The organism is Streptomyces sp. NPDC034111 (assembly GCF_055575375.1).
Genome location: NZ_JBVIST010000025.1, coordinates 15054 through 28903, shown reverse-complemented (window position 1 = coordinate 28903; position 13850 = coordinate 15054). Strand labels below are relative to the sequence as shown.

14 protein-coding genes are annotated in these 13850 nt (G+C 69.8%); 7 read left to right on the top strand and 7 right to left on the bottom strand.

Annotation, left to right across the window (positions count from 1 at the left end):
- Positions 1 to 72 precede the first annotated feature (72 nt).
- From ACZ55A_RS34040 to ACZ55A_RS34030, 3 genes are all read right to left on the bottom strand, one after another.
- A complete protein-coding gene (locus tag ACZ55A_RS34040; protein WP_468848561.1) occupies positions 73 to 1230 on the bottom strand; it encodes a sugar ABC transporter permease in 1158 nt (385 codons plus the stop codon).
- A complete protein-coding gene (locus tag ACZ55A_RS34035; RefSeq protein WP_468848558.1) occupies positions 1227 to 2375 on the bottom strand; it encodes an MFS transporter in 1149 nt (382 codons plus the stop codon). Before ACZ55A_RS34035 ends, ACZ55A_RS34040 begins: the two co-directional genes overlap by 4 nt.
- Positions 2376 to 2589: 214 nt before the next feature.
- Positions 2590 to 4080, bottom strand: coding sequence for a PepSY-associated TM helix domain-containing protein (locus ACZ55A_RS34030; RefSeq protein WP_468848556.1), 1491 nt, complete (start codon positions 4078 to 4080; stop codon positions 2590 to 2592).
- A gap of 214 nt (positions 4081 to 4294) precedes the next feature.
- On the opposite strand from ACZ55A_RS34030, the gene ACZ55A_RS34025 reads away from it, so the two are divergent.
- From ACZ55A_RS34025 to ACZ55A_RS34015, 3 genes are all read left to right on the top strand, one after another.
- Positions 4295 to 4948: a helix-turn-helix transcriptional regulator gene (locus ACZ55A_RS34025; RefSeq protein WP_468848553.1), complete on the top strand. Its 654-nt coding sequence runs from the start codon at positions 4295 to 4297 to the stop codon at positions 4946 to 4948.
- Positions 4945 to 6078: an aminotransferase class I/II-fold pyridoxal phosphate-dependent enzyme gene (locus tag ACZ55A_RS34020; protein WP_468848551.1), complete on the top strand. Its 1134-nt coding sequence runs from the start codon at positions 4945 to 4947 to the stop codon at positions 6076 to 6078. The genes ACZ55A_RS34025 and ACZ55A_RS34020 overlap by 4 nt, the downstream gene beginning before the upstream one ends.
- A 62-nt stretch (positions 6079 to 6140) precedes the next feature.
- Positions 6141 to 7082: an ornithine cyclodeaminase family protein gene (locus tag ACZ55A_RS34015; RefSeq protein ID WP_468848548.1), complete on the top strand. Its 942-nt coding sequence runs from the start codon at positions 6141 to 6143 to the stop codon at positions 7080 to 7082.
- Positions 7083 to 7272: 190 nt separating this feature from the next.
- On the opposite strand, the gene ACZ55A_RS34010 is transcribed toward ACZ55A_RS34015, so the two are convergent.
- From ACZ55A_RS34010 to ACZ55A_RS34000, 3 genes are all read right to left on the bottom strand, one after another.
- Positions 7273 to 7521: a hypothetical protein gene (locus ACZ55A_RS34010; protein ID WP_468848546.1), complete on the bottom strand. Its 249-nt coding sequence runs from the start codon at positions 7519 to 7521 to the stop codon at positions 7273 to 7275.
- 250 nt (positions 7522 to 7771) lie between these two features.
- Positions 7772 to 8581, bottom strand: coding sequence for an alpha/beta fold hydrolase (locus tag ACZ55A_RS34005; RefSeq protein WP_468848543.1), 810 nt, complete (start codon positions 8579 to 8581; stop codon positions 7772 to 7774).
- 67 nt (positions 8582 to 8648) lie between these two features.
- Positions 8649 to 9431, bottom strand: coding sequence for an alpha/beta fold hydrolase (locus ACZ55A_RS34000; RefSeq protein WP_468848540.1), 783 nt, complete (start codon positions 9429 to 9431; stop codon positions 8649 to 8651).
- Positions 9432 to 9590: 159 nt separating this feature from the next.
- Here ACZ55A_RS34000 and ACZ55A_RS33995 point away from each other — a divergent pair, with 159 nt between their 5' ends.
- Entirely contained in the window at positions 9591 to 10496 is a 906-nt protein-coding gene (locus ACZ55A_RS33995) for a LysR family transcriptional regulator (protein WP_468848538.1), read from the top strand.
- A 165-nt stretch (positions 10497 to 10661) separates the two neighbouring features.
- Positions 10662 to 10862: a DUF2191 domain-containing protein gene (locus tag ACZ55A_RS33990; RefSeq protein ID WP_468848535.1), complete on the top strand. Its 201-nt coding sequence runs from the start codon at positions 10662 to 10664 to the stop codon at positions 10860 to 10862.
- A 131-nt stretch (positions 10863 to 10993) separates the two neighbouring features.
- On the opposite strand, the gene ACZ55A_RS33985 is transcribed toward ACZ55A_RS33990, so the two are convergent.
- Positions 10994 to 11395, bottom strand: coding sequence for a hypothetical protein (locus tag ACZ55A_RS33985; RefSeq protein WP_468848532.1), 402 nt, complete (start codon positions 11393 to 11395; stop codon positions 10994 to 10996).
- Between the two features lie 934 nt (positions 11396 to 12329).
- Between ACZ55A_RS33985 and ACZ55A_RS33980 the strand changes: the two genes are divergently transcribed.
- Both ACZ55A_RS33980 and ACZ55A_RS33975 read left to right on the top strand, forming a co-directional pair.
- Positions 12330 to 12782 carry an RDD family protein gene (locus tag ACZ55A_RS33980; RefSeq protein ID WP_468848530.1) on the top strand — a complete coding sequence of 151 codons (453 nt, stop codon included), beginning with the start codon at positions 12330 to 12332 and terminating at the stop codon, positions 12780 to 12782.
- Between the two features lie 565 nt (positions 12783 to 13347).
- Complete coding sequence (locus ACZ55A_RS33975) at positions 13348 to 13728, top strand: hypothetical protein (RefSeq protein WP_468848528.1); 381 nt, start codon at positions 13348 to 13350, stop codon at positions 13726 to 13728.
- Positions 13729 to 13850 lie beyond the last annotated feature (122 nt).

Here is a 13850-nt window from a genome sequence, read left to right as displayed (position 1 = left end):
GGGTCGGCCGCCGCGGCGTGACCTCAGGGCGTGACCTCAGGGCGTGACGTCACCTCATGATGAGTGCCGTCGTCAGGTCGCGAAGGGCTCCACCAGCCCGGTGACTACTGCCAGTCCCCACGCGAGGAAGAAGTCCCCCCAGATCAGCTCATGGTGCATGGCGAGGCCGCGGCCGGCGTCGTAGCAGCCGTCGAGCAGGGCGCCTGACGGAGACAGATGAGCCGACGTCAAATGCCGCAGGATCAGGCCCCCTCGTTGCGCCAGGCGCTCGCCCTCCTGCCGGTCGCCCGCCGTCCGCGCGAGCGCGGCCAGCTTCAGTGCGGCCACCGCCTCGATCGCGGCGGCGGAGGTGTCCACGGGGCCCTGTGGGTGTCCGCTCCGCGCCCATGGGACGAGCCGCGCGCCGGAGGAGAGACGCAGCGCGGCCAGCCGTCCCGCCGCCTCCCGCAGCCGGCCGTCCTCCCCCAGCCGGTGGAGCCCGTCGGCGACCCCCAGCAGCAGCCACGCCTCCGTACGGCTCCAACCGGGAGCGGGCTCCGCGTACGCCGTCCACGTACCGTGCGGCCCGGCCTGCCACGCGGGACGCGGCGGGTCCTCGGACAGACACAGGTCGAGGTGCCGGGTGAGATGGCCGTACGCGGCGGCCACCCCGCCGCCCTTCGCGCGGGCCAGCAGCGGTACGAGCCCCGGCACCCCGTCCGCCCGTGCCAGCAACCGCGGCCCACCGAACGCATCGCCCCACGGCACCAGCCCCCAGTCCGGCTCGTACGCCGCCAGGCAAGCCCGCGCCGCATCGTCCCTCAGCGCGGCCGCCGCCTCGTCGCCACCCGGCCCGGCGGCCAGCGCGGTGCCGTACCAGAGCACCAGCCCGCGGGTGGCGGTGTCCTCCTCGACCCAGTACCGCAACCGCTGGGTGCAGTCGGCCGCCGCGGCCCGATGCGCCGGATCGCCCGAGGAGAGCGCCCGCAGCCACAACAGCCCGGCCCAGAAACCGCCGGTCCACGACCCACGGGAGGTGGTCCGCCACGATCCGCCGTCCGCGCCCCTGCCCGCACCCGCGTAGAGCGGAAAGCGCGGACCGGCCTCGTCCACCGTCACCGAGACCCGCGCCAGAAGCGACGCGAGCGCTTCACCGGCCCAGGCCGCGTCGTCCGACGACGTACTCGATGTGCTCGGCCTCTTGGACGTGCTCGACGTGCTCGATACCTTCGATGCCTTCGATGTGCTCATCCCGTCTCCCCTCCCCCACTGCGACGGGACATCAGCGGTACCGCAACCGCCACCGCCGCCCCGAACTCGGCTGCCACCAGCAGCCATCCCGGCACGTACCCGGAGGCCGAGACCAGCGTGCCGAACAACGGCGGGCCCACCGCGAACCCGGCGAAGAAGCCCGCCGACACCAGCGCGGAGTCCTGCCCGGTACGCCCCGGCGCCGCTCGCTGCATCACCAGGACCATGGACACCGCATTCGCCGACACCGCGAACGAGCCGACGGCGATCGCTGCCACCCACACCAGCGGATGCGCCAGCGCCGCCACGGCGAGCAGCAGCGCCGCACCCACCGCTCCGGCCGCCAGCAGCGCAGGCATCGACTCGGCCCGTCCCGGCCGCCCCGCCAGCCGCGACCACCCCACACGCCCGCCGATGCCCGCCACTCCGAGTACGGCCACCAACGCGGCGGCCGTGGTCGGCGAGAGTCCCAGCCGCTGTGAACCGAACAACGCCAGATAGGTGTTGACCGAAGCGATGCCACAGCCGAGCAGCAGGGAGAAGACCGCCAGCCGCCTCGTCACACCGTGCGAGGACGAGGCGGGGCGGGGACCCGGGGCCTTCGTGTCCGGGTCCTGCGGCAGCCCCCAGGCGGCCCACCCCGCGGCCACCGCCGCCGTGCCGGCCGCCGTCCACACCGCGCCACGCCAGCCCACCCCCGCCGCCAGCAGCGACAGCGGAAGCCCCGCCACGAAGGCGCCGAACTGCACACCCGACTGCTTGAGTCCGGTGACCCCACCGCGCCGCTCGGCCGAAAAGGCCGCCAGGATCACCTTGTTGGTCGCCGGGTTGGCCAGCGCCTGCGGCAGACCGCCGAGCGTCACCGCCAACAGCAGCGCCGTCGCCCCCGGAGCGGCCCCGATCAGCGCCAGCGACACGGACGCGAGCAGCAACAGCGCCACCAGACAGCGCCGCGGACCGACCCGGTCCACCAGCCGCCCGGCCACCGGCGACAGCAATGCCGCCGCACCGAAGCCCGCCGTCGTGGTCAGGCCCAGCACCGTACGGGAGATTCCCAACTCACTTACCAGGCGCGGCCCGAGCGCTCCGATCAGGAAGAGCTGCATCATCGAGAACGCCATTGCGGACGTCAGCAGCAGTGTCACCGATATCCCAGACGGTGACCCAGATCCAGAGCCTGATGGTGATTCCGTTTCCGTACCACGCTTCGCCGGCACCGCAGCCCTCCCGATACTCCGTCCCCAACCGGGGCCCGGTCCAGTCAGTCGTACGGGCCGGGCCACCAGTTCCCGCCCACCGGGCCGGGGCCACCGGTCCATGCGGGTGTCACTCCCCACGGGCGTCAGTCCCACAAGTGAGTCAGTCCACCGGCGCGGGAACAGCACGCCGCCGCGCAAGCGCCCCGAGGACGATGTCCACGACCAGGAAGCCGACGAGCGAGACACCGAGCAGCGGCACCACCCAGCCCACCACCCCGACGGCGAGCACCACCGGAATCAGCACGGGCAGCGGAACCTGCCGCCACGCACCGCGCGGAATCGGACGTCCGAAGGACAGCGCACGCTCGCGGGTGGGGCGGCGCTGCCACCACATCCGGTAGCCCCAGATGATCAGGAAGATCAGGGCGAGGGCGAGCGCCGCCAGGGCGAGCTGATTGACGAGGCCGAACAGGGTGCCGGTGTGCAGGTCGATGCCGTAGCGGGTGAGCTTGGCCAGCACGGGGTAGTCGGCGAAGCGCGAGACGTCGGTGACCTTGCCGGTCGCCGGGTCCACGGCGGCCGCGTCCTGCTTCTCGGGCCAGCTGCGCTGGACCTGCTTGACGACGTACGCGGTGCCCTTGGCCGCCGGCAGAGCGATCTCGACGGGATCGGACAGCCCCTCGGCGCGGGCCGCCTTGAGCACCGCGTCGATCCCCACGTCCGAGGAGGCGGAACCGCCCGGCGCACTGCTCTTCCTCCCGGCCGGGCCGCCATGGTGGGCGTGGTCCTCGGCCAAGGCCGTGGAGACGGTCGGGGTCGCCTGGCCCAGGGCCTCGCGGAACGAGCCGATGTTCTCCCCGGCGTACGCGGACCAGGTCAGACCGGTGGCGGAGAGGAAGATCAGGCCGACCGCGGCCCATACGCCGACCGTGCCGTGCCACGACAGGGTCCGGCGGCGGCCGGTGGCGGTGCGGTCCGGCAGCGCGAGGGTGCGGAGCGTACGGTTCTTCCGCCGGCGTCCGAGCCACAGCGCGAGCCCGCCGCCGGCGACCACCCACAGCCAGCTTGCGGCCAGTTCGCTGTAGAGCCGTCCGTTCTCGCCGAGGTGCAGATCGCGGTGGAAGGCGTCGAGCCAGGTGCGCAGCGGCAGCGCACCCGTGGAGCCGTACGTCGGCAGCGCCCCGCGGACCTCGCCGGTGTACGGGTTGACGAAGACGGCGAGTTGGTGGTCGGCGGGCACCCCCGGCACGTCGGAGAGCAGGACGCGCGTGGTGTCCCCCGGCTCCGGCGCCGGGCGTACCGCAGTGATCCTGCCCTCCGGATGCGCCGTACGGGCGTCGGCGACCTGTTGTGACAGCGGCAGCGTGCGCGTGCCGACCGGGACGCTCAACTCCTTGTCGTAGACGATCTTCTCCGCCTGGAACGCGCCCGCGTAGAGCAGTCCGGTGACCGCGGCGAGGAGGAAGAAGGGGGCGACGAGGACACCGGCGTAGAAGTGCAGTCGCAGCACCAGCGGGCGCAGGACGGCCCACCCGGTGCGCCGTGCTGCTGCCGGCCGGCGCGCGTCGGAGCCGACGGCGTCCGGGGCATCGCCAACGGTGTCCGGGGCATCGCCGGCGGTGCTCGCTGCGGGACGTTGTTCAGTGGGCACGCGGGCGCTCCCAGGTCGGAGGTGAGATGACTCGGCGGGCTGCCATGCCACCTCAGGGAGTCGGACAGACGGAGGGGCGAGTTCCAGCGGTGTGGTGTGAGCTGCCCCATACGACGCAAGCCGCCACGTGCCTGGCGTGCCTGGCGTGCCTGGTGTGCCCTAGCGTGCACCCCCGGCCTGGACATCGCGTCCAGTCTGGATGTAAAGTCCAGCCATGGCGATTGCGGAGGAGGGCCCCGACCCTCGTGTGCGGATGTGGGCACCGGCGTGCCAGGCCGTAGCGCTGCTGCTCGGTCCGTACGCCGAGGTGGTCCTGCACGATCCGGATACCGACCGGATCCTGGAGATCTGGAATCCGATGAGCTCGCGCGGCCCGGGGGATCCGTCGCTGCTGGGTGAGTTGGACGCCCTCGATCCATCGGCCCGGGACGTGTTCGGGCCGTACGAGAAGCTGCTCGCGGACGGCCGGCGGCTGTCATCGGTGAGCGCGGTCCTGCGTGATACGGACGGGAAGGCTGCGGCGGTGCTGTGCGTCAATCTCGACCGCACACCGCTGGAACAGGCCGCGGCCGTACTGTCCGCGTTCGGCGCTCCGACCGTGGCCCGCCCTGAGCCGCTGTTCGAGCAGGACTGGAGCGAGCGTGTCCAGCACATCGTCGGCGCCTATGTGCGCGAGTGCGGCCGCCCGGTGGAACGGCTGACCCGCGCCGATCGCCTGGCCGTCCTTGGGCAGCTGGACGAGGCCAAGGTCTTCGCCGTGCGCCGTGCCACCCCGGTCGTCGCCCGCGCCCTGGGGGTCTCCCGATCCACCCTCTACAACCTGCTCGCCGAGCTCAGGGCACCGAACGCAAAGGACCGGACGCGATGACCCGACTGCCCGACTTCCGCCTGGAAACGTACTTCTCCCGGTGGGAGTTCACCGCGCGCCACCATATGACCGCCTCCGACGTGCAGACCATGACGCTCAGCGAACTGCTCGCCCTGGCTGACGACCAGGACCGGACCGCGTTCGCGAACCTGTCGCTGGGCTACACCGAGACCTACGGGGATCCGGCCCTGCGCGAGGCGATCAGCCAGATGTACGAGCGGGCGGACGCCGCGGACATCATCTGCTTCGCCGGCGCCGAAGAAGCCCTGTACCTGGCGATGAACGTCCTGCTCGACGCCGGGGACCACGCGGTCGTGGTGACCCCGAACTACCAGGCGGCCGAGACCGTGCCGCTGGCGCTGTGCGAGGTGACCGGCGTCGCTCTCGACCCGGACCACGACTGGGCGTTGGACCTCGACCAGATCCAGGCAGCGATCCGGCCGAACACCCGGGTGGTGTCGGTGAACTTCCCCAACAACCCCACCGGCAAGGTCATCAGCGCCGCCGACTTGACCGAGCTGGCGCGGCTGTGCGACGAGCGTGGCATCCATCTGTTCAGCGACGAGGTCTACCGCGGCCTGGAGCGCGATCCGGCCCGGACCCTGCCACAGGCCGCGGACCTGTCGGAGCGTGCCCTGTCGCTGAACGTGACCTCCAAGTCCCTGGGCCTGCCCGGTCTGCGGATCGGGTGGATCGCCTGCCGCGACCGCGCCCTGCTCTCCCGGCTGGAGCGGGCCAAGCACTACACCACCATCTGCAACTCCGCCCCCAGCGAGGTCCTGGCCCGCATCGCACTCAAGGCCCGCACGACCATCCTGGACCGCAACCGGGCCCTGATCGCGCGGAACCTCCCGCTCTTCGACGCCTTCTTCGCCGAATTCCCGGACGTCTTCACCTGGCAGGCGCCCGATGGCGGCTGCGTCGCCTACCCCCGCTATCTCGGCCCTGAAGGTGTCGAGGAGTTCTGCACCCGCCTGGTGGAGGAAGCCGGCGTCCTGCTGCTGCCGGCCGGCATCTACCGCTCCGAACTCACCCCCACCCCCACCGACCGGTTCCGCATCGGCATCGGCCGCGCCCATCCCGAAGAGGGCCTGGCCGCGTTCGCCCAGTGGATGCGGGAGCACCGATGACCCGCCCGGTCTTCGATGCGGGAGCACCAATGCTCCGCCCGGTCTTCGATGCGGGAGCGCCAATGACCCGTACGGTCTTCGATGCGGCCGCCATCGAGCGGGCCGCCACCCCGCATCTGGTCCTCGACACCGTCCGCGACGCGCTGATCGCCCACGCCCACGGCCACACCACCGTGCCGCCACCGATGCACCTGCAATTCCCCCAGGCCGACGGCGACTGCCACGTCAAAGCGGGCTGGGTCACCGGTGCCCCCGACTTCATCGTCAAGATCGCCACCGGCTTCTACCACAACCCCGCAGCCGGCCTGCCCTCCAACCACGGTCTGGTCTGCGTCGTCAGCGCCCGAACCGGCCAGGTCCAGGCGATCCTCGACGATCAGGGGCTCCTCACCGCCTGGCGCACCGCCGCCGCGGGCGCGCTGATCACCCACGCCATGGCCCGTCCCGGTGCGACGACCCTGGCCGTCTTCGGCACCGGCGAACAGGCCCGGCTCCAGGTCGAATGGCTCGCCACGCTCCGCCGGATCAGCACGGTGCTCGTTCACGGCCGCAGCCAGGCCAAGGTCCGTGCGCTGTGCGAGGAGTTCACCGCGCGCGGCCATCAGGCCCGGCCCGCCTCCGCCGAAGAGGCCGCGGGCGCCGACATCATCCTCACCACCACCCCCGCCTCGGCCCCGGTACTGGAAGCCGCCCATGTCCGGGACGGCGCGCATGTGACCGGGATCGGCACCGACATGCCCCACAAGAACGAACTCCCCCCGGCGCTCTTCGGCCGTGCGGCACTGATCGCGACCGACGACCACGACCAGTGCCTCCACCACGGCGACTTCGGCCACGCCGTCCGCGCCGGAACCGTCACCGCCACCGACGACACGCCCGTCGGCTTCCTCCTTGAAGAACCTGCCGAGCGGCCGGACGACGCGATCACCGTCGCAGACCTGACCGGCGTCGGCGCGCTCGACGCAGCCCTCGCCTCAGCAGTCCTGCGTGAACTGACCCGGTAGATACGTGCGTAGCGTCCGCGGCCCGGGGCAGCCCGCCCGGCGTGCGGGGGCGTCGTCAGCTGCGGCGCACGGCCGGGCCCCACCGGAAACAGAGAGGTCGAGCTGCTTCTGTCAGTGGGCGCCCCCAGAAAGCCCAAGGACACTTCCTCCTCATGGGCTCTTCAAGGTTTGCCGATGTCCCTGCGTGCGGTCAGCGGTTGGCTCCGGGGTGGAGGCCGAGCCAAGTGGGGCTCGGCGCCCCTTGCACCTCGCCGACGTACAACGTCAGCGTCTGCCGCCAGCGTTCGACCTCGGCACGGTCGTCCATGAATGCGGCGAAGCCGTCGAGGTTGGCGTTGTCGTACTTCCAGATCGGCTTCAGGCCTGGTGCCGGCCGTACGTCGGTGCGCACCGGCCAGCCGAAAGCATTGTTCCTGGCCTGCATATCGGTGGACAGCAACCAGTTCAGGTAGAGCTTCGCCGCCGCGGTGTGCCGGGCCTTGGCGAGGATCGCGGCGCGCTGCCCCCACGCCGACGCCGACGAGTCCGCGTCAACGCAATACCTCTCGGCACCATCTGACGGGCATTCACCCAGCCTGCCCGGTCGGTGAGTGAGGCCGGCTGCGGCAGGATTCTGGTGGCCGCCCGCTGTGCCCAGGGGTGCTGCTGTTCAGTTCATGACGGGCCATGGTCCTGATGGTGTGTACGGGTCACCCGACCTGGTCGAGGTGTTCGGTGACCTTGGTGGTGAGGAGCGCCGGGTTCTCCGCAGGGAGCCCATGTCCGCCCGGCACACGCAGGAACCGGGCGTGCGGGATCCTCTCGGCCAGTTCGAGCTGGTGGTGCGGAGCGACGATGCGATCGTCGGCGCTGGAGATGATCAGCGTCGGGGCGGTGACGTTCGGGAGGAGGTCGGTGATGTCGATGGTCATGTTGAGTTCGGCCTGCCGGGCGAAGCCGTCCTGGGCACCGTTCAGCAGCTGGGTGAAGGCGGCAGCCGCCTGCTCGAACGTGGCCGTGTCCCAGGTGCGCAGGGTGTCCTTGCCCATGGCTGTGAGCAGGAGCATCCGCGCCATTGCGGCCGGGTCGGTGCGTACCAGTTGCTTCCACAGTTCGAACTGGAACGCCATCTGCGCATCGGACCGCGCCCATCCGGCGTGAGTGGTCAGAGAGTCGACCAGGTCGGGGTGGAGGGCCGCGGTGGCCGTGGCCACGACCGCGCCGAGCGAGTGCCCGACAAGGTGGAAGTGGTCGAGGCCGGCGTCCCGGGCCACCGTCACGATGTGGGCGACCAGGTCGTGGAGGGTGATCGGCCCGCCGGAGTCACGGGTGCCGCCGGAGCCGGGAAAGTCCGGGGCCACGATCGTGTAGCGCTCGCTGAGGGCTTCGATGAGACGCCCCCAGTTGCCCTGGCCCGTCGCACCGGTGCCGTGCACCAGTACCAGGCCCGGGCCGTTTCCGGTGACGAGGTAGTTGGCCTTGCTGATACCGCCGGAGACGGCGACGTCGACAACAGGCATGATGCTCTCCTCCATGGCGTCTGGTCGTGACCAAGGGGTGTTGGGGTGAACCGGGCAGCCCGGCCCGTCAGTTGGTGGGGGCCGTCCAGCGCAGGGCTGCGCGGAGCGCCTGGTTGAAGCGCTCGGCCTGGTCCTGCTGGGACATATGGCCGGCGCCTTCGATGACCGTCAGTTGGGCGCCGGGAATGAGGTCGGCGCACTCCTGGGGAACCGAGAGCGGTACCTCGGTGTCCAGCTCGCCGTGCAGGAAGTGGGTGGGAACCCGCATGCGGCCCAGCCGGTGGCGCGGGTCATAGCCGGCCTGGTCGACGACGAGCCGGTCGACGAGGAATGTGGAATCCAGCAGCTGCCGGACAGTCCAGTCGATCATGGCGGCGCTGGCCCCCGGGCGGTACCAGTGCGGGACGACGTCTGCCAGGGTGCCCGCCCGGTCGGCGCGCAGGTCCACCAGCAGCTTGTCCATCGCGTCCCGCATCCCGGAGAAGTGGTGGACGCCCGCGTCCACCGGGACGATCGCGCCGATCCGTTCCGGGGCGGCGAGGGCGGCCTCGATGAGGAAGGCGCCCGCGATCGACGATCCGATCAGCACCGGCCGGTCCAGCTCCAGGGCGTCGATGAACTCCAGGATGTCGCGGGTGACATGGGCGATGCTGTAGCCGGTGGCCGGCCGGTCCGATCTGCCGCAGCCCCGCCAGTCCACGGTGATCACGCGGTGGTCGGTCATCAGGTCGGCCGCCTGGGCATCCCACACCCGGCCGCTGGTGCCCCAGCCGTGCAGGAACACCAAGGGCCGGCCGGAGCCGAGGTCCTGGTAGTGGAGCCTGGTGCCGTTGACCGTCGCGTAGCTCATCGTCTCGCTTCCTCGTCCCTGCGACTCCGCCGGTGGGACCGGTGGAGCCTCCCTCGCTGAGCTGGTCTGACGTGGGCCATTCCAGCGGACGGGCCGGTGATGACCAAGGAGCGGTCCGCTCTTAGACTGATCAAGGATTGTGATGAATCGGGGGGCGACGTGGAGTTGCGTCAGGTGCGCTACTTCGTTGCGGTGGCCGAGGAACTGCACTTCGGACGCGCCGCCGAGCGGCTGCACATCGTGCAGCCGACCGTCAGCCAGCAAATCCGGCGGCTGGAGCGCGAGTTCGGCCTGGAGCTCTTCGACCGCACCACCCGCACCGTGACGTTGACCGCCGCAGGCCGTACCTTCCTGACGCACGCGCGCGCCATCCTGCGGGCCGAGCGTTCGGCGACCGAGGCGATGGCCGCCTTGCAGGCCGAGCGGGACTCAACCCTGCGGGTCGGTACCAGCGTCGGACTCGGACTGCGCCTGGACGCGGTACTGACCGCGCTGACCGAGCGGGCCCCACAGCTGATGGTGGAGCTGGTCAGCGCACCCCAGGCGACCAGACTCCAGCAGGTCCGCGACGGCGAACTGGACGCCGCCTTCATCCGGGGCGTCGACCACAGTCCAGGCTTGGAGCTTCTGCCCCTCTGGCACGACGTCCTGGTCGCCGCCCTGCCCGCCGGACACCCGCTGGCCGCCCAGCCGAGCGTCGCCCTCGCCGACCTGGCCGGCCTGCCCCTTCGGATCACGCCCCGCGACACCAACCCTCAGCTGGTCGACACGGTCCTCGGCGCCTGCCGCGCGGCAGGCTTCGACCCCGTCATGGGTGCCGCATTCACCACCGACCAGGACACCCTTGCCGCCATCGCCACCGGCAGGCCGAGCTGGACGGTCTACTTCGCCCCTCAGGCCAAAATCCAACCAGCTCCCCGCATCTCCTTCCGCCCCTTCACCGCCCCCGCCCCCACCCTCCAGACCTACCTGGCCGTACGCCCCGACCCTCCTTCCCAGCAACTGGCTTCCCTCCTGGACGCCTGCAACGACATAGAGCGGTCGGAGCCCACACACATCGACTGAGGGAGCATCAGAACGGAAATGAGCAGCGGCGCAGCAATCTCCCCTTCAGACGGCAGTCGCGGAGGACAGACGGCAGTCGCGGAGGACCTTCCAGGCCTTCATGCAGGCAAAGGAGTGCTCAACGCGGGCACGGCCGCTAGAGTGCGGATGCGATGAGGGGGCACTGTGGCCAAGGTCAACGTCAAGCTCGACGCCGAACTGGTAGTGGAAGTGATGGTCCTGGCTGGGATCGGCTCGCCCCAGGACGCAATCGAGGCGGTCGTGCGGGACTACATCGCTCGCGGCCACCGCACGGAGGCCCGCACCGAGCTCAAGGATCAAAATCTGCGCGAGCTCGATGCCAAGCCGCAGGAACCTCAAGGCTGATTCCCCGGCGCCTAGGGCGCGTCTCCCCGATCGAGAGTCATTCCTGCTCCTGCTCAAACGCGTTGCGGTAGTCGACGTCAGTGCGCGGCGTGGCCGATCGAATCGAGGAGTGCCAGCACCTGGGCGGCAGCTCAGTCGGTGATGTCCGCCATCTCCCGGCTGCGGCCTGCCCACTGGATCACATACGGCATGGCGAGACCGGCTGCGACGAACACACCGCCCATCACGAGCCAGCCTGGCGCTCCCCAAGTCACGCAGAGCAGGCCCAGCAGGCTCGGTGCGACCACGTAGCACAGGCCCATGCCCATGCCGAACACTCCGGAGTACTGGCCCTGGGCGTGTGCGGGAGCCAGCCGGAACCGCAGCTCCAGCGATCCGGCCGCATGCCACAGTGAGCCCACCGTATGGATGGCGACGCCGACCATCATGATCGTCACGGCGACCCAGCCGGGTACTCCGGAGGCTGTTGCTATGACCGCCATGCCCATCAGGAACGCCAACCCGGCGCGGCGGGTGGCCCGGCCGGCGACCATGCCGCCCTTGACCCCGCGACTGGTCCGGATCTATGGACAGGTGGATCACCCGCAGGGCGTACAGCGGCACGCTCGCCAGGAAGGCTGCGGTGCCGAGCTGGTTGACGAAGCCGGCGAGGGCCAGCCTCCACTGAGGGCCGGACTCCAGTAGCAGTCCTCGCCGTACTGGCCAGGACCGGTTTGCGTCGCCGTTTTCCCCACGGGTGCTGTCGGTTGACGTGGTGGGGGCTTGATTCACCCGGTACTCCAATATCTGTCGATCGTGCCGTGCCGTGCCGTGCCGAGAACAGGGATGTGCATGTGAAGCCGGTGTGCCACATGGCTCCGCTGCGAGGATCGCGAGAGGGCAAGCCGATCGTTGAGAGGCTGAGCGATCACGGTCGCTCCTTCCCAACACCCCCCGCACCGGGCAGGTTTGAGGCGCGGCAGGCGTGGAGTATGCCCAGGTGAGAGCCATGATGAGAAGGCACCTGGTGTTGGGGGAATGTCACAGCGAAATCGGGAATCTGCGCACAGCACACCCGGTTATGGGTAGTGGTGCTCCCCTCTCATGAACTCCTGTCACGAGCGGAGCTCATCTTGGCCGATGCGCCGGTAATAGGCAGCGAGTTACCCATAGCGCCAGGCTTGGTAGTCCTCTCCCCCACGTGTGAACCATTCGAGGCGTTCTCGCGCAGGCTGCCGCAGGAGAAGCGTGTCGTACTGGGTGCGATTCAGGTCAAGAGGTGCAGTCAACCCCGTGCGCGAAGATCATTTCGATAAGGAGTCGTTAATGTCCCGCGGGACAAGCAGGGAATGGACACTGGCATATACTTCGCGCCTGTTCGCCCCCTCCGTGGCCGAGAAACGGCTACAAGATCGAAAGCGTGAAAGAGAAATGCTCGGACGCATGTCATCGGGCGACGACCTCGGTCCGCTTCAGCCCTTTCCCTGGATGGCTGTCGGATCCCGTTCGCTGCCCGGTTCTCCGGCCGACGTCATGCGGCGTGGCTTCGCCGTGGCCATCGACCTGGCCATCGCCGTCGCCGTGATCCTGGGCCCGCTGATCGGCCTCGACCGGATCCTCGAGGCAGCCTCGGCGGAGAGCCTCTGGCTGCCCTCGGCCGCCGTGTGGACGCTCGCCTTCCTGCTGCTGTACTCGCCGCTGAGCGTGTCCCGCTGGGGCGCCACGGTGGGCAAGAGGCTCCTCGGCATGGAGGTCGTCCGGGACGCCGATGGCGGACGTCTCTCCTTCGGTGCCGCGCTGGTGCGCCACCTGAGCAACCTGGTGATGGCCACGGTCCCGGTGTTCGCGGTCGTCAACGCGACGGCGGCCGGCCTCAGCGAGAAGAGGCAGAGCCTGCCCGACCGGCTGGTCGGCAGCAGGGTGGTCATGCGCGGCCGGTGAGCAGCAGGCACGGGCCTCGCCACCATCGCGCTCAGTCTCCATCGGATCGACGGCATCGCCGGGCCAGCCGCCCTCGTCCTCAACGGGCGCTGGAATTGACCTTCGTTGAGAAGACTTCAGTGTTCGCGTGATCCTTGCGCGCTTGAGCCGCAGCACCATGCCTCTACCTGGAGATTACGTGTGCTTGGCTCAGCCCCGCATTCCCGACAGCGTCCCTCAAGTACGAAGGATGGTTGAGCGGGCAACCCGCCCAGCTGGCTCCACCGCATCGAAACGCATAGTATGCGTAATAAATACCTTTCATTACCGCTGCTCTTTTTGACGAGGAGCGCGGTCGTTGGCGAGGGAACTGCTGGCGCGAGGCCCCACAACCAGTGCCTCGCCAACACAGCACAGCGATGGACCAGTTGAGCGCTGCTTGGGCGTGCGTGCGGCCACTCCCGCCGGCTTGCGGAGAGTTGGCGACCCGGGACACCCGGCAAAGCCTGCCGGGTGTCGCCGACCCCTGGGGCGTGGGGCTTTGGCTGGGGATTCCGTTTCGCCGGGCTAGGGAGGCAGCACACGTATGAGCGTCCTGACGTGGATCGTTACTCTGGCCGCAGTGGTGGGCGCAGCCATCATGCTGGGGATCGGCATCTGGCAGGAAAACAGATACATCAAGCCCGTGCGCTCGGCAGCCACAAAGGTGGTGGAAGTCGGAAGGGACGCGGTGGAGCGGAACGCCGAATTGATATCTGAGACCCAGGAGAGTTACGCGGAGAAGGCTCCGGAAACCTTGGAAGCCCAGTCCAGGGCACTTGACGCCTTGGGGAGCACTCTCGAAGGTGTGGCGAGGTTCGCTGATTCCCTCAAAGAACTCGATGCCGCCACCCGCGCATACCTGATCTCTGTGGTGTTTCTCCTCGTGGCGACGGTGTGCGTTTCCGTAGCGCAATTTGCGGGGTAGTTGACGCGAGATTTGGAGGGGAGGGCTCGTGTCGTGCGGCGGTCCAGGGGCGGGGAGCGCTAGGTAGCTGGGGCGCGTGGCCGCGGTGGTTTCGTCGCCCGCCACCCCACGCCCCCTTCGTC